This window comes from Micromonospora sp. DT44 (genome assembly GCF_049841635.1).
GTDB lineage: Bacteria > Actinomycetota > Actinomycetes > Mycobacteriales > Micromonosporaceae > Micromonospora.
Map to the genome: position 1 here is coordinate 1 of NZ_JBNCKS010000017.1, position 23,215 is coordinate 23,215.

The 23,215-nt window shown below is 69.7% G+C and carries 22 protein-coding genes and 2 tRNA genes; 11 read left to right on the forward strand and 13 right to left on the reverse strand.

From position 1 onward, the window contains the following. Window positions 1-107: 107 nt before the first annotated feature. The 7 genes from ACLQ25_RS12205 to gyrB all read right to left on the reverse strand — a co-directional run bounded on the left by ACLQ25_RS12205 (window position 108) and on the right by gyrB (window position 6,357). Window positions 108-257 carry a hypothetical protein gene (locus ACLQ25_RS12205; RefSeq protein WP_425730997.1) on the reverse strand — a complete coding sequence of 50 codons (150 nt, stop codon included), beginning with the start codon at window positions 255-257 and terminating at the stop codon, window positions 108-110. A gap of 80 nt (window positions 258-337) precedes the next feature. Continuing rightward, window positions 338-413 (reverse strand) — tRNA-Ala (locus tag ACLQ25_RS12210). A gap of 36 nt (window positions 414-449) precedes the next feature. Further along, window positions 450-578 carry a DLW-39 family protein gene (locus tag ACLQ25_RS12215; RefSeq protein WP_007453934.1) on the reverse strand — a complete coding sequence of 43 codons (129 nt, stop codon included), beginning with the start codon at window positions 576-578 and terminating at the stop codon, window positions 450-452. Window positions 579-620: 42 nt separating this feature from the next. Next, window positions 621-694 (reverse strand) — tRNA-Ile (locus ACLQ25_RS12220). Window positions 695-847: 153 nt separating this feature from the next. Beyond that, window positions 848-1,753, reverse strand: a complete 906-nt coding sequence (locus ACLQ25_RS12225) for a DUF3566 domain-containing protein (protein ID WP_425730998.1) — start codon at window positions 1,751-1,753, stop codon at window positions 848-850. Between the two features lie 4 nt (window positions 1,754-1,757). After that, window positions 1,758-4,280 carry a DNA gyrase subunit A gene (gene gyrA, locus ACLQ25_RS12230; protein ID WP_425730999.1) on the reverse strand — a complete coding sequence of 841 codons (2,523 nt, stop codon included), beginning with the start codon at window positions 4,278-4,280 and terminating at the stop codon, window positions 1,758-1,760. 130 nt (window positions 4,281-4,410) lie between these two features. Beyond that, window positions 4,411-6,357, reverse strand: a complete 1,947-nt coding sequence (gene gyrB / locus ACLQ25_RS12235) for a DNA topoisomerase (ATP-hydrolyzing) subunit B (protein ID WP_396803547.1) — start codon at window positions 6,355-6,357, stop codon at window positions 4,411-4,413. A gap of 521 nt (window positions 6,358-6,878) precedes the next feature. On the opposite strand from gyrB, the gene ACLQ25_RS12240 reads away from it, so the two are divergent. Continuing rightward, window positions 6,879-7,433: a hypothetical protein gene (locus ACLQ25_RS12240; RefSeq protein WP_396803546.1), complete on the forward strand. Its 555-nt coding sequence runs from the start codon at window positions 6,879-6,881 to the stop codon at window positions 7,431-7,433. Here ACLQ25_RS12240 and ACLQ25_RS12245 read toward each other — a convergent pair. Then, window positions 7,418-7,894, reverse strand: coding sequence for a MarR family winged helix-turn-helix transcriptional regulator (locus ACLQ25_RS12245; protein WP_425731000.1), 477 nt, complete (start codon window positions 7,892-7,894; stop codon window positions 7,418-7,420). The genes ACLQ25_RS12240 and ACLQ25_RS12245 overlap by 16 nt on opposite strands. Before the next feature lie 99 nt (window positions 7,895-7,993). On the opposite strand from ACLQ25_RS12245, the gene ACLQ25_RS12250 reads away from it, so the two are divergent. After that, the gene (locus tag ACLQ25_RS12250; RefSeq protein WP_425731001.1) at window positions 7,994-8,221 is read left to right on the forward strand and encodes a hypothetical protein; all 228 of its coding nucleotides are present in this window, start codon (window positions 7,994-7,996) and stop codon (window positions 8,219-8,221) included. Window positions 8,222-8,231: 10 nt separating this feature from the next. On the opposite strand, the gene ACLQ25_RS12255 is transcribed toward ACLQ25_RS12250, so the two are convergent. The 5 genes from ACLQ25_RS12255 to dnaA form a co-directional block, all read right to left on the reverse strand. Then, window positions 8,232-8,870 (reverse strand): DUF721 domain-containing protein, encoded by a 639-nt coding sequence (locus tag ACLQ25_RS12255; protein WP_425731002.1) that lies wholly within the window; start codon window positions 8,868-8,870, stop codon window positions 8,232-8,234. Next, window positions 8,860-9,993: a DNA replication/repair protein RecF gene (gene recF / locus ACLQ25_RS12260; RefSeq protein ID WP_425731003.1), complete on the reverse strand. Its 1,134-nt coding sequence runs from the start codon at window positions 9,991-9,993 to the stop codon at window positions 8,860-8,862. The genes ACLQ25_RS12255 and recF overlap by 11 nt, the downstream gene beginning before the upstream one ends. Before the next feature lie 16 nt (window positions 9,994-10,009). After that, on the reverse strand, window positions 10,010-10,882 hold the full coding sequence (gnd, locus tag ACLQ25_RS12265; protein ID WP_425731004.1) for a phosphogluconate dehydrogenase (NAD(+)-dependent, decarboxylating): 873 nt from the start codon (window positions 10,880-10,882) through the stop codon (window positions 10,010-10,012). A gap of 38 nt (window positions 10,883-10,920) precedes the next feature. Beyond that, entirely contained in the window at window positions 10,921-12,054 is a 1,134-nt protein-coding gene (gene dnaN, locus ACLQ25_RS12270; RefSeq protein WP_357171746.1) for a DNA polymerase III subunit beta, read from the reverse strand. A gap of 842 nt (window positions 12,055-12,896) precedes the next feature. Next, window positions 12,897-14,810, reverse strand: coding sequence for a chromosomal replication initiator protein DnaA (gene dnaA / locus ACLQ25_RS12275; RefSeq protein WP_425731005.1), 1,914 nt, complete (start codon window positions 14,808-14,810; stop codon window positions 12,897-12,899). Between the two features lie 534 nt (window positions 14,811-15,344). On the opposite strand from dnaA, the gene rpmH reads away from it, so the two are divergent. The 9 genes from rpmH to ACLQ25_RS12320 all read left to right on the forward strand — a co-directional run bounded on the left by rpmH (window position 15,345) and on the right by ACLQ25_RS12320 (window position 23,189). Further along, window positions 15,345-15,482, forward strand: a complete 138-nt coding sequence (rpmH, locus tag ACLQ25_RS12280; RefSeq protein WP_355242966.1) for a 50S ribosomal protein L34 — start codon at window positions 15,345-15,347, stop codon at window positions 15,480-15,482. A 34-nt stretch (window positions 15,483-15,516) separates the two neighbouring features. After that, complete coding sequence (gene rnpA / locus ACLQ25_RS12285; protein ID WP_425731006.1) at window positions 15,517-15,936, forward strand: ribonuclease P protein component; 420 nt, start codon at window positions 15,517-15,519, stop codon at window positions 15,934-15,936. Next, window positions 15,933-16,226, forward strand: a complete 294-nt coding sequence (yidD, locus tag ACLQ25_RS12290; RefSeq protein WP_425731007.1) for a membrane protein insertion efficiency factor YidD — start codon at window positions 15,933-15,935, stop codon at window positions 16,224-16,226. Before rnpA ends, yidD begins: the two co-directional genes overlap by 4 nt. 2 nt (window positions 16,227-16,228) lie before the next feature. Continuing rightward, complete coding sequence (gene yidC / locus ACLQ25_RS12295; protein ID WP_425731079.1) at window positions 16,229-17,221, forward strand: membrane protein insertase YidC; 993 nt, start codon at window positions 16,229-16,231, stop codon at window positions 17,219-17,221. A gap of 214 nt (window positions 17,222-17,435) precedes the next feature. Next, window positions 17,436-18,038 carry a protein jag gene (locus ACLQ25_RS12300; protein WP_425731008.1) on the forward strand — a complete coding sequence of 201 codons (603 nt, stop codon included), beginning with the start codon at window positions 17,436-17,438 and terminating at the stop codon, window positions 18,036-18,038. A gap of 155 nt (window positions 18,039-18,193) precedes the next feature. Further along, entirely contained in the window at window positions 18,194-18,892 is a 699-nt protein-coding gene (gene rsmG / locus ACLQ25_RS12305; RefSeq protein ID WP_425731080.1) for a 16S rRNA (guanine(527)-N(7))-methyltransferase RsmG, read from the forward strand. A 255-nt stretch (window positions 18,893-19,147) separates the two neighbouring features. After that, on the forward strand, window positions 19,148-20,455 hold the full coding sequence (locus ACLQ25_RS12310) for an AAA family ATPase (protein WP_425731009.1): 1,308 nt from the start codon (window positions 19,148-19,150) through the stop codon (window positions 20,453-20,455). 27 nt (window positions 20,456-20,482) lie between these two features. Further along, window positions 20,483-21,508, forward strand: a complete 1,026-nt coding sequence (locus tag ACLQ25_RS12315) for a ParB/RepB/Spo0J family partition protein (protein WP_425731010.1) — start codon at window positions 20,483-20,485, stop codon at window positions 21,506-21,508. Window positions 21,509-22,145: 637 nt separating this feature from the next. Then, on the forward strand, window positions 22,146-23,189 hold the full coding sequence (locus tag ACLQ25_RS12320; RefSeq protein WP_425731011.1) for a hypothetical protein: 1,044 nt from the start codon (window positions 22,146-22,148) through the stop codon (window positions 23,187-23,189). The last annotated feature ends 26 nt before the right edge of the window (window positions 23,190-23,215 follow it).

Below are 23,215 nucleotides of genomic sequence, written 5' to 3' on the forward strand. Positions count from 1 at the left end.
CGGTTCCCGCACCCCACACCCTCGAGCCAACGCACCGAACCGACACCACCCACGCGATAACGGCGGTCGACCAGAACTCGGTCAACCGGCCGTTTAACACCAGTCACCTAGGCCGTATCCCAGTCGGAGGAGGCCGAGACCTCATAGGGGATCGTCGCCAACAGCTCGGCAGGCCCTTCCAACTTCCAGGCCCGGACGCAGCAGCCGCAGCCGTCGCCCTCTTCGGCGTAGGTGAGAGCGTCTCGGTTGGCGTTCAACCAGGCCTCAGCCGCCTCGACCTCGCTCGGCTTGTCGACGGGGGCCGCCATGGTTTGCCGGATCACAGCGAAGAAAGCGCTGGTGGAGCCCAGGGGACTCGAACCCCTAACCCCTGCCTTGCAAAGGCAGTGCTCTGCCAGTTGAGCTAGGGCCCCGCAAATGACGGCGACTGACTCGCCGCCACTACGATGTCAGCGCAGGTCGGGCGCGGTGGTCGCCTCGTGCCAGAGGGCGCGCTCGTCGTTGGCGGCCTTGACCTTGTTGAAGACGACGGCAGCCACGCCGACGACGCCGGCCAGGATCAGCAGCTTCTTGAACATGGGGCAACCCCTTGCGCTCGACTACCGTCGGACGATGTGCGGTGGGGCTAGATGGAATCGAACCATCGACCTCAGAGTTATCAGCTCTGCGCTCTAACCGACTGAGCTATAGCCCCGCGTAGCGACGAGCAAGATTAACCCATCCGCCGCGCCGGCCCCAAATCGGGGTCCGACTGCGCGATCCGGGTCGTCGACGCCCGCAAAAACTACCTGAGTACGGGGCGTCGGAGCGACCGCATTCCGCGGAGGCCCCGACGCCCCGGTCACACTCAGTCCCGCTCGGCGAGCGTCAGCTCGATCCCGCCAACCAGGTCGGCGCAGACGTTGTAGACGAACGCGCCCAGCGTGGCCAGCGCGGTGAACAGCACCACGTTGACCAGGCCGATCAGCGCCGAGCTGAGGATCACGCCCTTGGCGGTGATCTGGAACCCGCTGGTGCTCTGCCCACCACCCGCGTTGACCAGGTCGCTGAGGCTGTCGTTGACGCTCTGGAACACGCCCATCGCGTCCAGCGCCAGGTAGAGCACCGACGTGGCGACGACCACGACGATGAACAGCACCACCGAGACGGCGAACGCGAACTTCATCACGGACCACGGGTCGATCCGCTTGAGGTTCAGCCGGGCCCGACGCGGCCCACGGGACGCGGCCGAGCTGACCGAGCTCCGCGCGGCGCGGACCGCCTCGCCGACCCGGGCAGCTCCGACGGCCGACGCGTTGCCGATCCCCGGCGGCAGACCGCCACCGCTCACGGGGCGACCACCGGTGGACGTACGCCCCGGATCCGGCGGCGTCATCCCCGGTGTGATCCGGGGCTGCGTGCCAGTAGCCCCGGTCGATGTCGCCTGACCGGGTCGGGTGCTGATCGGCTGCGTTGTCGTCGGCCGCGCCGGGTTCGGGGCGGCCGCCGTGGGGGCCGCCCCGGTGGACGTCGCTGCCTCACCGGCCGACTTCTCGGCCTTGGTGTCACCCGATCCCCCGTCCTCGCCGGGCTGCTCCGGCGGGGGTGTCATGCCGGGAGCCCGGGTGAATTTCGGGGCAGGCGCGTCGGCGGGAACCGTTGCCCGGCCCACGGCCGCGCGGCCGGTCGCTGGTGTGCCGCGCTTGGCGGCCTCCTCGTCGACCGGGTTGGCCGAGGTCCCCGTGTTCCCCGACTTCGCCTGTGTCTCCGTCATTCAACTAGTCCTGTTCGTCAGGCTCGTCGGCATTGCGAGCAATCGCCACGATAGTCACGCCGTCCGGGAGGTCCATCAGCTTGACCCCCATTGTGTTCCGGTCACGCGTACGGCGTACAGGCTTCACCGGAGTCCGGATGACACCACCGTTGCTGGTGATCGCGAACAACTCGTCGTCCGGGTCGATCACCACCGCACCGACCAGACCACCGCGCCGTTCGGTGATCTTCGCAGTCAGCACGCCCTTACCTCCCCGGCCCTGCACCGGGTATTCCTCGATCGGGGTACGTTTCGCGTAACCCCCGTTCGTGGCCACCAGGACGTCCAGACCCTCCCGGACGACCTCCATGGCGAGTAGGACATCGTCGTCCGTGAAGCGCATGCCGATCACGCCCGAGGTGGCCCGACCCATCGGCCGCAGCGCCTCGTCCGAGGCGTTGAACCGGATCGCCTGCGCCTTCTTCGAGACCAGCAGCAGGTCGTTCTCCGGCGCCACCAGAGCAGCACCGACCAGCTCGTCCTCATCGCGCAGGTTGATCGCGATGATGCCGCCGGAACGGTTGGAGTCGAACTCCTCGAGCCGCGTCTTCTTCACCAGGCCGTTCTTCGTGGCCAGTACCAGATAGGGGGCTACCTGGTAGTCCGGGATTTCGATGATCTGCGCGATCTGCTCATCCGGTAGGAAAGCGAGCAGATTGGCCACGTGTTGGCCCTTGGCTACCCTACTGGCTTCCGGCAACTCGTACGCCTTGGCCCGGTACACCCGGCCCTTGTTCGTGAAGAACAGGATCCAGTCGTGGGTCGAGCATACGAAGAAGTGGCTGACGATGTCGTCCTGCCGCAGCGTGGCGCCACTGACGCCCTTGCCGCCCCGCCGCTGCGAGCGGTACAGGTCGACCTTCGTCCGCTTGGCGTACCCCGTCCGGGTGATCGTGACGACCACGTCCTCCCGGGCGATGAGGTCCTCCATCGAGACCTCGCCGTCGAACGGAATGATCTGCGTACGCCGGTCGTCGCCCCACTTCGCGACGATCTCGCCCAGCTCCTCCGAGACGATCCGCCGCTGCCGCTCCGGCTTCGCGAGGATGTCCTTCAGGTCGGCGATCTCGATCTCGAGCTTGGCCAGGTCGTCGATGATCCGCTGCCGCTCCAGGGCGGCGAGCCGGCGCAGCTGCATGTCCAGGATCGCGGTCGCCTGGATCTCGTCGATCTCCAGCAGCCGGATCAGGCCCTGCCGGGCGTCGTCCACCGTCGGAGAGCGCCGGATCAGGGCGATCACCTCGTCCAGCGCGTCCAGCGCCTTGCCCAGGCCCCGCAGGATGTGTGCCCGCTCCTCGGCCTTGCGTAGCCGGTACGCGGTCCGCCGGCGGATCACGTCGATCTGGTGCTCGACGTAGTAGCGGATGAACTGGGCCAGGTTGAGCGTGCGCGGCACCCCGTCGACCAGGGCCAGCATGTTGGCGCCGAACGTCTCCTGGAGCTGGGTGTGCTTGTAGAGGTTGTTCAGCACGACCTTGGCGACCGCGTCGCGCTTGAGGACCAGGACGATCCGCATGCCGGTACGACCGGAGGACTCGTCGCGGATGTCGGCGATCCCGGCGAGCTTGCCCTCCTTGATCAGCTCGGCGATCCGCTCGGCGAGGTTGTCCGGGTTGACCTGGTAGGGCAGTTCGCTGACGACCAGGCAGGGGCGGCCCCGCTTGTCCTCCTCGACCTCCACCACGGCGCGCATCCGGATCGAGCCGCGACCGGTGCGGTACGCGTCCTGGATCGCGGTGGTGCCGACGATCAGACCGTAGGTGGGGAAGTCCGGACCCTTGACGATGCCGATCAGGGCTTCGAGGGTGGTCTCCTCGTCTTCCTCCGGGTGCTCCAGGCACCACTGCACCGCCGCGCCGATCTCCCGCAGGTTGTGCGGCGGAATCTTGGTGGCCATGCCGACCGCGATGCCCTCGGAGCCGTTCACCAGCAGGTTCGGGATCCGCGACGGCAGGATGGTGGGCTCCTTGGCCCGGCCGTCGTAGTTGTCCTGCAGGTCGACGGTGTCCTCGTCGATGTCCCGCAGCATCTCCATGGCCAGCGGGTCGAGCTTGCATTCGGTATATCTCATGGCGGCAGCCGGATCGTTACCCGGCGAGCCGAAGTTGCCGTTGCCGTCGACCAGCGGGTAGCGCAGCGACCACGGCTGCGCCATCCGGACCAGCGCGTCGTAGATCGCCGAGTCGCCGTGCGGGTGGAACTGACCCATCACGTCGCCGACGACCCGCGAGCACTTCACGTAGCCGCGGTCCGGCCGGTAGCCGGAGTCGAACATGGCGTAGAGGATCTTGCGGTGGACCGGCTTGAGCCCGTCCCGGACGTCCGGCAGCGCGCGCCCGACGATGACGCTCATCGCGTAGTCGAGGTAGGAGCGCTGCATCTCCACCTCGAGCCCGACCGGTTCGATCCGGTCGTGCGCGACCACCGCGGCGATGGCCTCGGTGGGGACCTCGGGCTCGTTCGGTGTGGACTCGGGGGAATCGGTCACTGTATACCCTTATCAGACTCAGAGTCGTTTTCGTGCTGTGGATAACGGCTGTGGATAGCCGTCAAGCTGTGGATAACTCTGTGGACCGGCGGGCCAGCCAGGTGCTGCCCGGCTGGCCCGTCGACGTCCGTCAGATGTCCAGGAACCGCACATCCTTGGCGTTGCGCTGGATGAACGACCGGCGGGCTTCGACGTCCTCACCCATCAGGACGCTGAACAACTCGTCTGCGGTTGCAGCGTCGTCGAGCGTCACCTGACGCAGGGTGCGGGTCGCCGGGTTCATCGTGGTCTCCCACAGCTCGGGATAGTTCATCTCGCCGAGGCCCTTGAACCGCTGGATGTCGTCCGGCTTGGCGTTCGGCTTCTTCTGCTGGCGCAGCGCGATCAGCCCGTCCCGCTCCCGGTCGGAGTAGGCGTACTGCGCGTCGTCGCCCTTCTTGTTCCACTTGATCTTGTAGAGCGGCGGGGCGGCCAGGTAGACGTGCCCCAGCTCGACCAGCGGACGCATGAAGCGGAACAGCAGGGTGAGCAGCAGGGTCTGGATGTGCTGGCCGTCGACATCCGCGTCGGCCATCAGCACCACCTTGTGGTACCGCAGCTTCTCCATGTCGAAGTCGTCGTGGATGCCGGTGCCGAGCGCGGTGATCAGCGCCTGGACCTCGTTGTTCTTGAGGACCCGGTCGATCCGGGCCTTCTCCACGTTGAGGATCTTGCCGCGGATCGGCAGGATCGCCTGGGTGCGCGGGTCGCGACCCTGCTTGGCCGAGCCACCGGCCGAGTCACCCTCGACGATGAAGACCTCGGATTCGCGCGGGTCGGTGGACTGGCAGTCGGCCAGCTTGCCCGGCATCGAGCCGGACTCCAGCAGCGACTTGCGTCGGGCCAGCTTGCGGGCCTGCTGCGCGGCGATGCGGGCGCGGGCCGCCTGGGACGCCTTCTGGATGATCGTCTTGGCCTCGGCCGGGTTGCGGTCGAACCAGTCGACCAGCCGGTCGTTGCAGACCCGCTGCACGAAGCTCTTCACCGGGGTGTTGCCCAGCTTGGTCTTGGTCTGGCCCTCGAACTGCGGGTTCGTCAGCTTGACCGAGATGATCGCGGCCAAGCCCTCTCGAATGTCCTCGCCGGAGAGCTTCTCGTCGCCCTTGAGCAGCTTCTTGTCGGTGCCGTACCGGTTGACCACGCTGGTCAGCGCGGACCGGAAGCCCTCCTCGTGGGTGCCGCCCTCGTGCGTGTTGATGTTGTTGGCGAAGGTGTAGACCGACTCGCCGTACGACTCGTTCCACTGCATGGCGATCTCGAGGGACATGCCCTCTTCCTCGGCCTCGAACTCGACCACCGTCTTGTGCATCGGGTTCTTGGAGGCGTTGAGGTGTCGGACGAAGTCGGCGATACCGCCGTCGTAGCGGAAGGTGACCTCGCGGGTCTTGCCGTCCTCGTCCTCCGGGACCCGCTCGTCGAGCAGGTGGATGGTGATGCCCCGGTTGAGGAAGGCCATCTCCTGCAGGCGTCGGTAGATGGTCTGGAAGTCGAAGTCGATCGTCTCGAAGACGTCCGCGTCGGGCCAGAAGGAGACCGCAGAGCCGGTGCGGTCGGTGGTCTCGCCCTTCTCCAGCGCGGATGGCTTGGAGTGGGTGTACTGCTGCCGCCAGACGAAGCCGGACTTGTGGATCACCACTGCCATCTTCGTCGAGAGCGCGTTCACCACGGAGACGCCGACGCCGTGCAGGCCGCCGGAGACCGCGTACGCCTTGCCGTCGAACTTGCCACCCGCGTGCAGCACGGTCAGTGCGACCTCGACGCCCGGCTTCTTGAGCTTCGGGTGGAGGTCGACCGGAAAGCCACGGCCGTTGTCGGTGACCTGGACCCCACCGTCGGCGAGCAGCACCACGTCGATGGTGTCGCAGTAGCCGGCCATCGCCTCGTCGACCGCGTTGTCGACGACCTCCCAGACGAGGTGGTGCAGACCGCGCTCGCCGGTGGACCCGATGTACATACCGGGCCGCTTGCGAACCGCCTCCAGCCCTTCGAGAACGGTGATCGACTCTGCGCCGTACTCCTGCTTGTCCTGCGCTGCCACCCTCGGCCACTTTCTCGCGTCGTCGGCGCCGGTGGGGCGCGTCGGGCGCGGGTTCGGCGGGACAGGACGCGACGTCGGCGCGCGGACCGGTGCCGGAGACCTCCGGACAACGGGTCGAACGCGCCGGTCGCCGCGGTCGCCCGCGGATCGCGATCGGCTCGACCCGGAGTGGAGAATGACTTGGGGCCACCGGCCCCGTCGCTCGCCCGCACCGGGTCTTCGTCTCGCTGTCAATCCTACTGTGCGTGGGGGACAGAACCACCACTCGGCACCCTCAACGAGGCGGCTGAGATGTCCGTAGCCGGCAGAACCCCGTTACCCTCGACTCCCCCCACACGCCACGCCCTGTTCGGACGCGCCGCCCCCAGACAGGTTGACCCGCGCTCGGGCGGGTCGGGGGTCGCGGTCGGATCGTCCGTGCCGTACGTTTGCGGCGCCCCGGAAGCGGCCTTGATCTTTACCGGCCGGAACCGGGACGATCGACCCGATCGACCCGACACGTGCTCTCTAAGAGGTGACAGATGGGGCTGGACAACGTCGCGGTGCAGTGGCCGCGGACCGGCCGCTTCTACGATCCGGTGGCGCCGGCCGAGTTCGTCGACTTCGGCGAGATCGTCGACCTGCCACGGATCTCCGCGCCGACGGCGGCGCTGGCCGAGCTGATCGCGAAGACCGGCACCGTCCGGGCGACCGCGTACACCGAGTTGGTGGATCTCCTGCTCGGCCTCGAAGGTGTGTTGTACGCCACAGACGCCGCGGCCGAGGACGAGGACCCGGTGATCGACCCGGACGGTTGCGCCTGGATCGCCGGTGGCATCGAACGGTTCGTGGCCGGGCACCGGGAGTACGGCGAGACGGTCACCTTCGACTCGGTGAGTACGGTGCTGCGGGCGCTGCTCGGCGACGGTCGGCTGGCGGAGCAGCAGCTGCGCTGGCTGGACACCCGGCTCGACGCGTTGCGCGACGAGAGCGGTGATCCGCCGCAGTGGAACTTCACCTGTGCGGAGCTGGGCGTGCTGGCGGCGTTCTACCGGCGGTGCGCCGAGCGCGGCTTCGCCGTCTACGCCGACGCCTGACCCTCGGGGTCGGCGGGGCGGTTGGCGGCGGCGATCACCTGGGTGAGCGCCGCGTGCAGGTGTTGCAAATCCTCGACGGGCAGTCCGAGGCGCTGAACGATCGCGGCCGGGATCTGCTCGGCCTGGGCGCGCAGGGCCACGCCGCTGGCGGTGAGGGTGACGGCGAGGCTGCGCTCGTCGGCGGCGTCCCGCTCCCGGCGCAGGTAGCCGGCCGCTTCGAGCCGCTTGAGCAGGGGTGACAGGGTGCCCGGGTCAAGCTGCAACAGGCGGCTGAGGTCGCGCCCGGACAGCGGCGCGTGCTGCCAGAGCGCCAGCATCACCAGGTACTGCGGGTGGGTCAGCCCCATTGGTTCCAACAGTGGCCGGTAGATGGCCACCACACTGCGCGCCGCGACCGACAGGGCGAAGCAGACCTGCTGCTCCAGCGCCAGCGGATCGGTGCCCTGCAGTTGGTCGCTCATCGGTTGCTCTCCTCGCGCACGGCAACTATCGTACCGATCGTTGGTACGCCAACCATTGGTGTACCAACTCTAGGGTGATGGCACGCGGAGGGACGACAGATGAGCGAGGACCGCGCTACCACCAGAGCACCGGGCGAGGGCGGTCGACTCCTGAGCTGGGCCTTCCGGCACCTCGCCGGGCCGGCCGACGGCGTGCAGGGCGCGGTGCAGGGCGGTTCAACGGCCGCCCGCGAGGCGTGGAAACGTGACCTGGCCGAGCGCAAGCGCTACACGCAGGAACAACGCGAGCGAAAGCGTGCGGCCCGGGAGGCCGGCCGGCGGCGCTGAGAGGACCTGCTCAGCCGTACGTGTCGCGCGGTCCCCGCCCGCGCACCCGGCGTGGGCCCTTCTGCCAGGACGGCGCGGCCGGGCCGTGGATGTGCAGCTTGCGCACCACGTTGTGGCCGACCTCCTGGGCGATCTGCTTGAGCAGCGAGCCGGCCAGCAGCCGGAGCTGGGTCGCCCAGGCCGTCGAGCGCGCCTCCACGGTCAACTCGCCGTCCTCCAGCTTCACCGGCCGGCTGTGCTGGGCCACCTCCGCGCCGACCACCCGCTCCCACGCGCCGAACACGGTGGCCTCGGCTGCGGGCTGCTGCCAGCCCCGCGCCTTCACCAACCGGTTCAGCACCGCGCCCAGGAGCTGCGGGTCGCGCGGGTCGGGCCCGGGGCCCGAGTAGCCACGCAGCCGCCGTCCCGAGCCGCCAGCGCCGTCGGCGCCAGCGCCACCACCGGGGGTACGCCGGGTGCGCGCCGCCGCCTGGCGGCGGGACAGCGCGGCGTCGAGCACCGCCCGCGCCAACTCCGGGCCGCTGGGACCCTCCGGCTGCCCGTCGGTCGCCCCGGCCGGTGGAGTACGCCCGCCGGCGGCATCCCCGGCCTGCCGGCCGCTGCCGGTGGACGTGGCGCGCGCCGGCCGGGTCTCTGGCTCATCCGACATGTCGTACCGTCCCCTCGCCGACCTGGTAGCGGGTGCCCCGCAACGCGGCCGGAACGTCGTCGTCCACGGCACAGGTGACCAGCAGTTGACTCGCCCCGCCCACCAGTTCCGCCAGCCGTTCCCGACGACCGGCGTCCAACTCGGCGAAGACGTCGTCGAGCACCAGGACCGGCTCGATGCCGTCGGCGCGCAGCAGGTCGTACCCGGCGAGTCGCAGCGCGAGCGCGAACGACCAGGATTCGCCGTGACTCGCGTACCCCTTGGCCGGCAGCGGGCCGAGCGACAGGGCCAGCTCGTCCCGGTGTGGCCCGACGAGCGTGGTGCCCCGTTCGATCTCGGCGGCCCGTGAGGCGGCCAGCGCGGCGGTCAGCGCCTCGGTCAGCGTGGCCCGGTCGGTGGTCGGTTCGGCCAGTTCGACCGACGGCCGGTAGACGATGCCGGCCGCGCCCCGGCCGGCGGCCACCGCGTCGTACGCCTTGGCGACGTGCGGGGTGAGCGCGGCGACCAGTTCCAGCCGGCCGGCGAGCAGCTCCGCGCCGTGCTGAGCCAGGTGGGTGTCCCACACCGCGAGGGTGCCCAGGTCGCCGCCGCGGGAGCCGCCGGTCTTGCGGGCGAGGTACGCGGTGCGCAGCAGGGCGTTGCGCTGCTTGACCACCCGGTCGTAGTCGGCGCGTACGCCCGCGTAGCGGGGTTGCCGGTTGACCAGGAGATCGTCGAGGTAGCGACGACGCTCGGCCGGATCGCCCCGGACCAGCTCCAGGTCCTCCGGTGCGAACAGCACCAACCGCAGCGCCCCGAGCACGTCACGCGCCCGCCGGGCGGGAGATCGGCCCAGTCGGGCGCGGTTGGCCCGCCCCGGCACGATCTCCAGCTCGACCAGGAGTTCCCGCCCGTCGTGGACGACCGCGCAGCGGATCACCGCCGAGGAGGCGCCCATCCGGACCAGCGGCGCGTCCGTGGCGACCCGATGCGAGTCCAGGGTCGCCACGTAACCGAGCGCCTCGACGAGGTTGGTCTTGCCGACACCGTTGGCGCCGATCAGGACGTTCGCCCCCGGCTGGAGGTCGACGGCGACCCGCTCGTACGAGCGGAAGTCGACCAGTTCCAGCCGGCGGACGTACACAGGTTGTGGATACCGCTCAGCGCTTGTGGACGGCATGGCCGCCGAACTGCTGGCGCAGCGCGGCAACGGCCTTCATGGCGGGCGAGTCGTCCTGTCGCGACTGGAACCGGGCGAACAGGGAGGCGGTGATGACGTTCAGCGGTACGCCGAGCCGGACCGCCTCGTCGACCGTCCAGCGCCCCTCGCCGGTGTCCTCGGTGTAGCCGCTCAGGTCGGCCAGCTCCGGGTCCTCGTCGAGTGCCCGATCCAGCAGGTCGAGCAGCCAGGAGCGGACGACCGTGCCCTCGCGCCACGACTTGAACACGCCGGGGACGTTGGTCACCAGCTCGGAGGCGGTCAGCAGCTCGTAGCCCTCGGCGTAGGCGTGCATGAGGCCGTACTCGATGCCGTTGTGCACCATCTTCGAGTAGTGGCCGGCGCCCACCGGGCCGGCGTGCACGAAGCCGAACTCGCCCTCCGGCCTGAGCGCCTGGAAGATCGGCATCAGCCGGTCGACGTGCTCCTGGGCGCCGCCGACCATCAGGCCGTAGCCGTTCTGCCGGCCCCAGACGCCCCCGGAGACGCCGACGTCCACGTAGCCGATACCGCGCGCGTTCAGCCGCTCGGCACGGGGAGCGTCGTCGCTGAAGCGGGAGTTCCCACCGTCGATGATGATGTCGCCGTCCCCGAGCACCTCGGCGAGTTCGTCGATCGTCGCATCGGTGACGCCGGCGGGCACCATGACCCATACGGCCCGCGGCGATTCGAGCTTCTGTGCCAGCTCGGCGAGGTCAGCCGCGTCGCTCAGCTGCGGGTTGTGATCGAATCCGACCACTTCGTGGCCGGCAGCCCGCAACCGCTCGCGCATGTTGCCGCCCATCCGGCCGAGTCCTACCAGGCCGAGCTGCATTTGTTCCTACCTCCGTGGATCTGGTGTTGCTGGGCCGATCAGCGAGAGACGCGGATCGGCATGATGAGGTACCGATACCCCGGAATGACCTCACCATCCTCGCCAGCGGGTGAGATCACCGCCGGCTTGAAAGCGTCGACGAACGAGAGCATGGCGGTCTGCGCACCCAGGTTTGCCAGGCCGTCGATGAGGTACTGGGGGTTGAAGCCGATGGTGAGCGCGTCACCGGTGAAGGTGGCCTCCATCGCCTCGCTCGCCCGTGCCTCCTCGGAACCGCCGGCCTCGACCACCAGGCCGTCTGCGCTGAAGCTGAGCAGCACCGGCGTGGTGCGCTCGGCCACCAGGGCGACCCGCTTGACCACCTCGATCAGCGTGCTCACCGACACCCGCGCCTCGGCGTTGTGGGTGGCCGGGAAGAGCGAGCGCACCGGCGGGTAGTTGGCGCCGTCGAGCAACCGGCTCGTGGTGCGACGGGTGCCACCGGCGAGGCCGACCATGCCCTCACCCGCCGCGCCCTGGGCGAGGGCGAGGGTGACCTCGCCGCCCAGCGGACCGAGGGCCTTGGCGGTGTCGTTCAGGGTGCGGGCCGGGACCAGCGCGTTGATGCTGACCTCGGGGTCGTCGGGTCGCCACTGGATCTCGCGCAGCGCCAACCGGTACCGGTCGGTGGCGAGCATCGACAGCGTGCTGCCGGAGAGCTCGACGCGGACGCCGGTCATCATCGGCAGCGTCTCGTCCCGGCCGGCGGCGATGGCCACCTGGGCGACCGCCGTGGCGAAGGCCGCGGCGTCGACGGTGCCGGCGCTCTGCGGCATCTCGGGCAGGGCGGGGTAGTCCTCCACCGGCATGGTGGGCAGGGTGAACCGCGCGCTGCCGCAGACCAGCTCGAGGTGGGCGCCGACCGCGGCGATGTCGACCGGCTTGGCCGGCAGCGCCTTGGTGATCTCGGCGAGCAGGCGGCCGGAGACCAGCGCGGCGCCGTCGGCGTCACCCTGGACCTCGACGGTCACCTGGCTGGAGACCTCGTAGTCGAAACCGGAGACCCGCAGGTTGCCGTCGGTGACGCGGAGCATCACCCCGGCGAGCACCGGTACGGACGGCCGGTTGGGCAGGCTCTTCGCGGTCCACGCCACGGCCTCGGCGAGCGCGTCGCGCTCCACTCGGAACTTCATCAATGCCTCCGCGTCGACGTCAGCGACAACTCTCTCATGCCGACCGCTGCCTACCGTCCCGCCCGACCGTGCGGGTGTCCATCGCACCTTAGGGCGCGGGGACATCGGCTGTGCGCCCGACCCCATGGATCGTGTCGATGCTGACCGGCCTGTCCGGCAGCGTTCGGCACGATCCACAGAAAGCCCAACGGTGATGATTGGTTTTTGTTCTCTTAGAAGAGATAACCCATCGTCTTCATCGCACCTGTGCAAACTGTGGAGAACTCGGGTCTGCGCAGCTCAGACAGGTTATCCACCGGTGAGTTTGCTGTGGATAACCGGGTGTGAAACCACGTCACCTGTCCACAACCCGGCGACGCGGGCCGGTTGTCCACCGTTGTCCACCGGTTGTCCACCGGTAATCCACCGACTTTCTCCCCAAGGTTGTGGACAGCCGAGAAGATCACCATTGGCGTTGTCCCCAGAACCTTCAACAGCTCGTACACACCTCGACGATCATCGGTGGACAACTTCGGCGTTGTCCCCAGGCGTCCACAGCGTCGTGCACAGGGTTTCTCCACAGCCTGTGGGTAACTGAGACGAGACCGACCGTAGTTATCCACCGACGGTGGATAACGAGTTGTGGACAACGAGTGAGCTTCGAGGTGGACACGGCACCGATCCTGTGGCCTACACCATGTCGAGGGTCAAGCCGAAGCCCTCGTCGGACGGCGGAATCGGTGCCGCCGACGCCGAAGTGAGCACCGTCCGGAGTCGGGTCGCGACGTAGCGGCATCCAAAGAAGAACGCCCGGCCGGAGTCCGGCCGGGCGTGTCCTGCGGAGTCGTGCGGCGTCGTACCCCTCAGGTGTTCTGCTTGATCCGGTTGGTCAGCTCGGCGATCTGGTTGTAGAGCGAGCGCCGCTCGGCCATCTGCTGACGGATCTTGCGGTCCGCGTGCATGACAGTGGTGTGGTCCCGGCCACCGAAGGCCTGCCCGATCCTCGGCAGCGACAACTCGGTCAGCTCCCGGCACAGGTACATGGCGACCTGGCGGGCGTTGACCAGGACGCGCGAACGGGACTGGCCGCGCAGATCCTCCAGGCTCACGCCGAAGTAGTCGGCCGTGGAGACCATGATCTGGTCCGCCGTGATCTCCGGACCGGCGCCGTCCGGGATGAAGTCCCGCAGCACCTCCTCGGCGAGCGACAACTCCACGGTCGAGCGGGTGAGACTGGCGAACGCCGTCACCCGGATCAGCGCGCCCTCCAACTCCCGGATCGAGTTCGACACCCGGGAGGCGATGAACTCCAGCACGTCCGGCGGGGCGTAGAGGCGCTCCTGTGCCGCCTTCTTCTGCAGGATCGCGATCCGCGTCTCTAGATCCGGCGGCTGGATGTCGGCCAGCAGCCCCCACTCGAAGCGCGTCCGCAGCCGGTCCTCCAACGTGGCCAACTGCTTCGGCGACCGGTCGGACGTGATCACGATCTGCTTGTTGGCGTTGTGCAGGGTGTTGAAGGTGTGGAAGAACTCCTCCTGCGTGCGCTCGCGGTTCTCCAGGAACTGGATGTCGTCGATCAGCAGGATGTCGACGTCGCGGTAGCGCCGCTGGAACGCGCTGGTCTTGTCGTCCCGGAGCGAGTTGATGAAGTCGTTGGTGAACTCCTCGGTCGAGACGTACCGCACCGACCGGGCGTTGCCGAGTGTCGTGGCGTAGTGCCCGATGGCGTGCAACAGGTGCGTCTTGCCCAACCCGGAACTGCCGTAGATGAAGAGCGGGTTGTACGCCTTCGCCGGCGACTCGGCCACCGCCACGCTCGCCGCGTGGGCGAACCGGTTGGACGAGCCGATGACGAACGTCTCGAACATGTACTTCGGGTTCAACCGGTTGCCACCGGTGTCGGCCCCGGGCAGCCGGCGGTCGTCCCGCCCGCCGGGACGGTGATCCATCCCGCTGCGACCCGGGCCGCTGTCCGTTCCGCCGTCCCGGGGCAGCGGACGGATCACGTGCTGGTCCCGGGGGGACGTGGCGTCCTCGCGGTAGCGGGGCTCGTACGGCCGGGTGTCGGGGCCGGGCGGGTCGAGGCGGGCCGCCTGCTCGTCGTACCCCCGCCGTTCGGGCGCCGGTCGGGACGACCGCATCGGCTCGACGAAGGCCGCGCTGAACAGCGCCTCCTGTCCGTCGCGGCTGGCCGGGATCAGCCCGGGCCGGTGCGCGTCGACGACCGGCGCGGGGGGTGGACCGGTCGGCGACGGCGGTACGGCGGTCTCGGGCAGCCGTGGCCCGAGTTGCTCACCGATGGCCTCGTTCGACACGGACCGTCCGGCGTACTCGTCCCCGAGCGGGCCCGACTGCGGTTCGTTGACGTCGAGTGGCCCCGGCTCCGGGGTGCTGCGGTAGACGGTGCCGGCCGGGCGGCCGGTGGCGTCCTCCGCCACGCGTACGGTCACGGCAACCTGGATCGGCCGGCCGAGTCGGCGGGTCAGCGCCTCGGTGATCGCCGGGCGCAGCCGCGACTCGATCACGTCCCGGGTGAACGCGTCCGGTACCGAGAGCAGCGCGGTGTCCTCGACGATCGCCCGCAGTCGGGTCAACCGGAGGTAGGCGCGCTGCTGGGCGGAGATGATCTCGTCGGCGAGCTCGTCGGTCGCCGCCAACCACACCGCGGCAAGGTCGGTCGTACCGGCCACCGTCGTGCCACCCCCTCGCCTCTGCTCCCGGCCGCCGCTGTCTGCCAGCCGCCCGTCCCGGGCCCGCCGCGTGCACGGGTGGAACATCACCCACCCGGACAACTGACCAGCGCTCGTCCACAGGTTATCCACAGCCTGTGCACCGACCGGTTGTGGCCGCCCGCCGGGCGCGGGACCTGCCCCTGCCTGGACGGCCGTTGAAGCGGGTTCACCGTGCCGAACGATTCACCAGCGTGTCCGGTCTTGCCTGCGCGCGACGACCGGAGCATCCGACGCTCACCGCAATCGGGCACGGTAACAGCGTTGTCCCTGCCCCATCAACCGGCGACGCCCCAGCGACCTTGTCGGCATCAGCGAAAACCGCCCCTTCGGTCCCGGGCGCGTCCCGACCTCCTCGCTGTGGATGTTTGACGGTCATTGCACCCCTGCGTAGGCTGGAGCGGCTGCTCTCTCGCCCTCTGCTAGGGTGATGGGTGCTTGCTGCCCGCGGTCGTTTTCCGCACCGCCGGACCCGCTTCGCCGGGCAGCGCCGAACGGTGGCCATCGTCGAGGTGGCCTGGACCACCCCACGACCCCGGCGATCCCGTCGCGCGGGGCGCGTACGAAAACGGAGAGCCTGACGTGAGCAAGCGCACCTACCAGCCGAACAACCGCCGGCGCGCGAAGACCCACGGCTTCCGGCTGCGCATGCGCACCCGTGCCGGCCGTGCCATCCTCTCGAGCCGCCGCGCCAAGGGTCGCGCCACCCTGTCGGCCTGAGCCGACCGGGCTGGTCCGGGGGACGTGGGCAGTCGTGCTGGCCGCCGCACAGCGACTGCGGCGCAGCACTGACTTCGCCGCAGCGGTTCGCGGTGGCCGGCGCGTCGGCCGAGGTGCCGTCGTGGTCCACCTGACCATGCCTCCGGCCACCGACCACAGCACAACGACCTCCTCGCCGGAGCCGGCGCGGGAGCCTGGAGCGGAGCAGCCCTCCGCTCCGGCCCGCGCCGGCTTCGTCGTATCCAAGGCTGTCGGCAACGCGGTGGTCCGCAACAAGGTCCGGCGCCGGCTTCGGGCGCTGGTCCGGGAACGGCTGGACGCGTTGCCCCACGGCAGCACCCTGGTCGTTCGAGCACTGCCCGCCGCGGCCGAGGCGTCGTACGCCCGGCTCACCACCGACCTGGACGCCGCCATCGCGGTCGCCCGGTCGCCACGGGAGAGGCGGCCCCGGTGAGCGCCGATCCGACCGCCACACGCCCGTCGTCGACAGGTGCCCGGGTGCTGATCGCGCCCATCATCGCGTACCGTCGGTGGATAAGTCCGGCACTGCCGGCACGCTGCCGGTTCTACCCGTCGTGCAGTGCGTACGCCCAGGAGGCGATCGTGCGGCACGGCGCGTTCCGGGGAGTCGTGCTGGCGGTCCGCCGGTTGCTGCGCTGCCACCCCTTTCACCCTGGTGGACATGACCCGGTTCCGGAGCCGGGCAGCCGCCGTCGTGCTGATGTGACTGGAGCCCCGAATTGAGTCTGAGTCTCGACTGGATCTACTACGCGATTTCGTGGATCCTGCTGACCTGGCACTCGGCGTGGGACGCCATCGGGGTGCCGGTCGGCGCGGTGGTCGGCACGAACTTCGCCTGGATCCTGTCCATCATCTTCCTGGTGGTCACCGTCCGGGTGATCCTGTTCCCGGTTTTCGTCAAGCAGATCAAGTCGCAGCGGGCGATGCAGGCGCTCCAGCCCAAGGTCAAGGAGCTGCAGGAGAAGCACAAGGGTGACCGGGAGACGCTCCAGAAGGAGATGATGGAGCTCTACCGGAAGGAAAAGGCCAACCCGCTCATGGGCTGCCTTCCGATGTTCCTCCAGATCCCGGTCTTTCTCGGCCTCTTCCACGTGCTGCGCCGGCTTGACCCGTTCAAGCCTGAGGACAAGAAGACGATCTACGGCTGGACCGTCGATCAGTTCAACAGCGCCTCGCACGCGAAGCTGTTCACGGCCCCGCTCGCCGGCAAGTTCGGCTCCACCGCCGACGAACTGGCGCGGCTCAACGCCAACGGCAACACCACGAAGATCATTGCTGGTGTCCTGGTCCTGGTGATGATCGCGACCACGTACCTGACCAGCCGTCAGATGATCCTCAAGACCGGCTGGGCCGAGGACCCGCAGCAGCGGATGATCCAGCGCCTGATGCTCTACGGCATCCCGGCCTCGCTGCTGATCTCGGGCGCGATCTTCCCGATCGGCGTGATCATCTACTGGGTCACGAACAACCTCTTCACCCTCGGCCAGCAGCAGTGGGTGCTGCGGAAGTTCCCGCCGCCGGTGACCGCCAAGAAGGCCACCGCCCCCGTGGCCAGCCGCAATCCGGTGCAGCCCGCCAAGGCGGGTGGGCTCTTCGGGCGTGGCAAGACCGCCCCGGCCGCGCCCGTCAAGGCCGCCGCGCCGAAGGTGGCCGGCCCGAAGCCGGGTGCCAAGCCCGCCAACCCGAAGAAGAGCCGCCCCGCCAAGCGGCAGGGCTGACCGCCGTGCGGCCGTCGCCGGGCAACCGGCGACGGCCCAGGCCCCGCACCGCGCAGCCGCCGTACGGCCGGCGCCGGGCGGAACCGACCGCGCACGGCGCGGTCACGGGCGACACTGCCCGTACAGACGTGCCCGTGGGCACCGGCGACCTCCCGCCGGCCCCGGGAAACCAGCGGACCCGACGGTCCGGCCTAGCGAGTACGGAGATGAGACCGTGACCGAGACCAGCATCCCCCGCGCCGACCAGTCCCTGGACGAGGAGGAGACCGCGACGCTAGAGGCGGACGGCGACGACACCGAGGCCGACGACGACACCGAGGCCCCGGCCGGTGGTCGTGAGAAGAAGAGCGCGGGCGAGAGCGACCTGTTCCGGCAGAGCGAGATCGCGGCCGACTACGTCGAGGGACTGCTCGACATCCTCGACTACGACGGCGACATCGACGAGTTGGTGGCCGGCGGCCGTCCCGTCGTCGAGGTGGTCGGCTCCCGGCTGCAGAACCTGGTCGGCCAGCGCGGCGCCACCCTGGATGCGCTCCAGGAGCTGACCCGGCTCGCCGTCTTCCGGCAGACCGGTACGCCGAGCCGCCTGCTCCTCGACGTCGGTGGCTACCGGGCGACCCGTCGCAAGGAACTCGCCGCCGTCGCCAAGAACGCCGTCGAGAAGGTGAAGGAGTACGGCGAGCCCGTGCGCCTGGAGGCGATGAACGCGTTCGAGCGCAAGTGCGTCCACGACGTGGTCAACGCCATGGCCGGCGTGGCGAGCGAGTCGGAGGGCGTCGAGCCGAACCGTCGCATCGTCGTACGGCCGGCGGACTGACTCCGTTGACCCACGACGACACCGCGGCTGATGCCGTGACCGGCCCGGGCGGTACGCCGTCCGGGCCGTCGGCTGTCCGGGACGACAGCCCGGCGGGGTACGACGCGGCCAACGGGAATCCGCCGTCGCCGGCCGATGCCGCGTTGCCGCCCGAACTGGCTCCGGCCGCGCTGACCCTCTTCGGTGATCGGCTCGACATCGCCGCCGCGTACGCCGAGCTGTTGGCCACCGACGGCGTGGTCCGCGGTCTGATCGGTCCACGCGAGGCGCCGCGGATCTGGGACCGTCACCTCCTCAACTGTGCCGCCGTGGTCGAGCGCATTCCGAGCGACGCGAGCGTGCTCGACGTGGGCTCCGGCGCCGGGCTGCCCGGTCTGGTGTTGGCCATCGCGCGTCCCGATCTGACGGTCACGCTGATCGAGCCGCTCGCGCGGCGCACGTCGTTCCTTATCGAGGTCGTCGAGCGGCTCGGCCTGACCCGATCGGTGCGGGTGTTCCGTGGCCGCGCCGACGAGGCCGCCAGCGGGTCGAGCGGCCGGGACCCGATCAGCGGTGACGTGGTGACCGCCCGCGCCGTCGCGTCGTTGGACCGACTGGCCGCCTGGTGCCTGCCGCTCGCCGTGCGCGGTGGACGACTGCTGGCCCTCAAGGGATCGTCCGCCGCCGCCGAGATCGAGGAGCACGCCACGGTCGTGGAGCGGCTCGGCGGCGGGGAGGCGGCCGTGCACCTCTGCGGCGTGGGCGTCATCGACCCGCCCACCACGGTGGTGGAGATCGTGCGGGAGCGGATGGTCGGCCCGGCCCGGCCGGCGGCGAGCAAGCGCTCGCGCGGCGGGCGGACCCGCCGCCGCTGACCAGCGCGCCATCGGGCGTCCGGTCGACGGTTTGCCTCGTTGTATCGGTACGGATGGACGACGGAATGAGAACCCGACGTGGACCGGCCACGCCCGTCCGCCGTAGGCTGGCCGCGCGTCGATAATGTGGAGCGGCCGACGGACGTCGCGGACTCCGACCGCTCCCGAGGGGCCGTACGCTCCGGGGTGCGACAGCGGGTGTGGCCAAGTTGACCGGGGCGCGGACCGACCATCCGAAGCGGGCAGGGATGACAGGTGCATGACGACGGCAGGTACGACGATCCACGCGTGACCGGGTCAACCAGCGACCCTGTTTCACGTGAAACCGACTACCCGAGCTGGTCCCCCGGCGTCGCCGGAGCGTCCATTCCGGTGGACGACGATGTGTTCTCCGCACCGGACGAGGCAGTGGTTCCGACCGTCGGGCCGGAGCCGACGACCGGTCGTCGGGCGGCCGACGGACCGAGCCGACCCGCCAATGCCGCCGACGTACGGCAGACGCCGGGTCGGCGGAACAGGGCTGCGGCGGTGCGCTTCGAGTCCGCCGTGCCCCACCAGCCCACCGCCACAGCGGCGCGCGACGCCGCGCCGATGGTTCCCGACGTACCGGTCGCGTCGGCCGAGTCGTTGGCGGCGGTCGCGGCCGACCCCACGTACGTTTCACGTGAAACCCCGACGCGCGAAGAGGATGACCCACCGTTGGCTATGGAGGCGATGCGCGCCGTGCAGATCCTGAATCCCAGTGGCGAGGTGACCATGCCTCGACCGGACCGGACCCGGGTCATGTGCGTCGCCAACCAGAAGGGCGGCGTGGGTAAGACCACGACCACGGTCAACCTCGCGGTGGCGCTCGCCCTGCACGGTAACCGGGTGCTCGTGGTCGACCTGGACCCGCAGGGCAACGCGTCCACCGGCCTGAACGTGCCCCACCACACCGGCATCCCAGACGTCTACGACTGCCTGATCAACAGCGTGCCCCTGGCCGAGGTGGCGCAGGCGGTCGAGGGCATCCCCAACCTGTGGTGCGTACCGGCCACGATCGACCTCGCCGGGGCGGAGATCGAGTTGGTGTCCGTGGTGGCCCGTGAGTCGCGCCTCGACCGTGCCATCGCCGCCTACCCGGGCCAGTTCGACTACGTCTTCATCGACTGCCCGCCCTCACTCGGTCTGCTCACGGTCAACGCCCTGGTCGCCGCGCAGGAGGTGCTGATCCCGATCCAGTGCGAGTACTACGCGCTGGAAGGCCTCAACCAGCTGATCAACAACATCAACCTGGTGCGGCAACACCTCAACCCGAAGCTCGACGTCTCCACGATCCTGCTCACGATGTACGACCGTCGTACCCGCCTCGCGGACGCGGTCGAGCAGGACGTCCGGAACCACTTCGGCGACAAGGTGCTCCAGGCGGTCATCCCCCGCAACGTGCGGGTGTCGGAGGCACCCAGCTATGGCCAGTCGGTCATGACCTACGATCCCGGTTCGCGGGGCGCCACGAGCTACTTCGAGGCCGCCCAGGAGATCGCCGAGCGGGGCGTCAAGGAGCCGGTGGGCCGGAATGCGTAGTGGGGACAAGTCGCTGGGAGGCGTGGCATGAAGAACCGTCCTCGGGGCGGTCTGGGGCGGGGCCTGGGGGCTCTCATCCCGACCGGGCCCGTGCCGGGTGCCGCCGGCACCGTGACTGCCGAGCCGGGGAACGGGAGCGTCGACGCTGACGAGGGCGTGGCCCCCACTGCCCTGCACGCGGCCCCGGTAGGCGCCGTCGCCGCCCACCAACCGGAGCCCGAGCTCAGCCCCGTTCCCGGCGCTCGGTTCGCGGAGATCCCGGTCGACGCGATCATGCCCAACCCGAAGCAGCCGCGTCAGGTCTTCGACGAGGAGGCGTTGGAGGAGCTGAAGACCTCCATCCGGGAGGTGGGCTTCCTGCAGCCGATCGTCGTGCGCCAGCTCGACGACGAGAAGTACGAACTGGTGATGGGCGAACGCCGTTGGCGCGCAGCCCAGGCGGTGGGGCGGGACAATATCCCGGCCATCGTCCGGGATACCCGTGACGACGCCATGCTCCGGGACGCGCTGCTGGAGAACATCCACCGGGCCAACCTGAACCCGTTGGAGGAGGCCGCCGCGTACCAGCAGCTGCTGGAGGAGTTCGGCGCCACCCACGAGGAGTTGGCCCGTCGGATTGGCCGCAGCCGGCCACAGATCTCCAACACGATCCGGCTCCTCAACCTGCCGGCCCAGGTGCAGCGCCGGGTTGCCGCCGGCATCCTCTCCGCCGGCCATGCCCGCGCTCTGCTCAGCCTCGACGACTCGGAGGCCCAGGAACAGCTGGCGCTGCGGATCGTCGCCGAAGGGCTGTCGGTGCGGGCGACCGAGGAGATCGTGGCTCTGACGCTGAACGACGGCCCGGCAAAGGGACAGGCCGCCAAGCGGCGCCCGAAGCCCCACGCGCCCGCCCTGTCGGATCTCGCCGACCGTCTGTCGGACCGCTTCGACACGCGGGTGAAGGTCGACATCGGTCGGAGCAAGGGCAAGATCACCATTGAGTTCGCCACCGTGGATGATCTGGAACGGATCGTCGGCATCATCGGGGTACAGGAGGAGGGGTCGCAGGACTGACGTCCGGGACCTTCCGTCGAGGGCCGCGCCTCCCCAAGGGGGCGCGGCCCTCGCGTGTGCGGCCTCGTTTCACGTGAAACCGACGCCCGAAGCGGCTCTTCGACCTCGACTCGGCGCTGGCCGGACACTTTCGCCCGCCAGGGCCCGCGAGGGCGTCCCAGACGGTTGGGTGGACCCCCCTCGGGTCCCCCTGGCGCCCCGAGGGCGGCAGCGACCCTCTCAGGCGGCGCACGGGCCACTGCTCGCCGGGCCTTAGTCACGGCGCCGGGGCCGGTGTGTGGTCATCGCGTTTCACGTGAAACGGCCCTCGGCGGGCGAGGCGCCCACGCATGCGGGCAACGCCGGGAGTGGTGGGCCGGAGCGCGACCGGCGCGACGCGCGGGCAACGATCGAGGGGGCGAAAAGTTATCCACACCGGTTGTCCACAGGCACCCCCCGTTTCACGTGAAACGCCGCGTGAAAGCGGGTGACAGCCTGTGGATGACCGCGTGTATGAGCGCCCTTGGCAGCCTGTGGATATCGACTCGCCAGCCGACGACGACGGCCCCGGGCGATCGACGACGGACGCTGATCGTGGCGGTTGGAACCGGTCGAACAGGTAGGGACAGCGGTGCCAGACTCAGTTAGGGTCAGCGTCGTGCGCGACACCCCTCCCTCAGTCCCGGACTTCACCCAGTGGCCCTCGTTCCCCTTCGAGGGCGAGCTGCGGGTGAAGCAGCTCGAAGAACCGGTCCCGGTCGAACCGCCCCGCAAGGGCGAGGGTCTCCGGGAATGCACCGCCTGCAACGCACCCGACGACGCCTACATCTGGGTGGGAGAGCGGTGGCGGGTCCGTGCCATGGACCGGCCGACCGGCCTGCCGATGGTGCTCATCCTCGAATCGCGGACCCACCTGGACCTGGGTGACCTGCCGAACCTGCTCGCCGCCGAGCTGGGGGTGATGACGGTACGTCTCGAGCGGGCCATCCGGTCGCTGGACGGCGTGGCACGGGTGCACGTGAACCGGTGGGGCGACGGCTCCGCTCACCTGCACATGTGGTTCCTCGCCCGGCCGTACGGTCGGCTCCAACTACGGGGCACCTTCCTGTCCCTGTGGGACTCCATCCTGCCGCCGATCTCCGAGGAGCAGTGGCGGGAGAATCTGGCGCTCGTCGCCGCCTGGCTCGCCGAGTTCGGTGGGCGACCGTTGGCCGAGCCGCCCCGCATCCAGTGGCAGGCCCCGTCGAGCCTGCTGGCCCAGTCCGCGGCGGCGGCGGCGCACGCAGCAGCCGCTGAGGCTGAGGCCGTGTCTGTCATCGAGGCGGCCGAGGAAATTCCGGAACCGGCAGTCGAGGACGCCGACGGTGACAGCCGCGACGGCGACCCTGTAGCCGGCCCTTCGGTCGCGAACGGTGTCCCAGCCGCCGCCCCAGCCGGCAACAGCGGCAGCGACAGCGAAAGCGGCGACGGCGACGACAGCGACGACAGCGACGAGGGTCATCCGGCAGTCGAGAAGACCTCCCCTGCCGTGCTGAAGCCGACGGTCGATTCGGCTACCGATGGCGAGGCGATCTCCGCACCGGCGCGCGACGCCGAGAATCGCCCCTCCCGGAGCCAGATCGTCCCGTCGCCGCGCAGGACCCCCACCGACGACGTCAGCGAGGGCGGAATCACCCCGCCAGACGTGAGCGCCGCGCACTGAGACACCGGCCGCGGGTGGGGTTGACT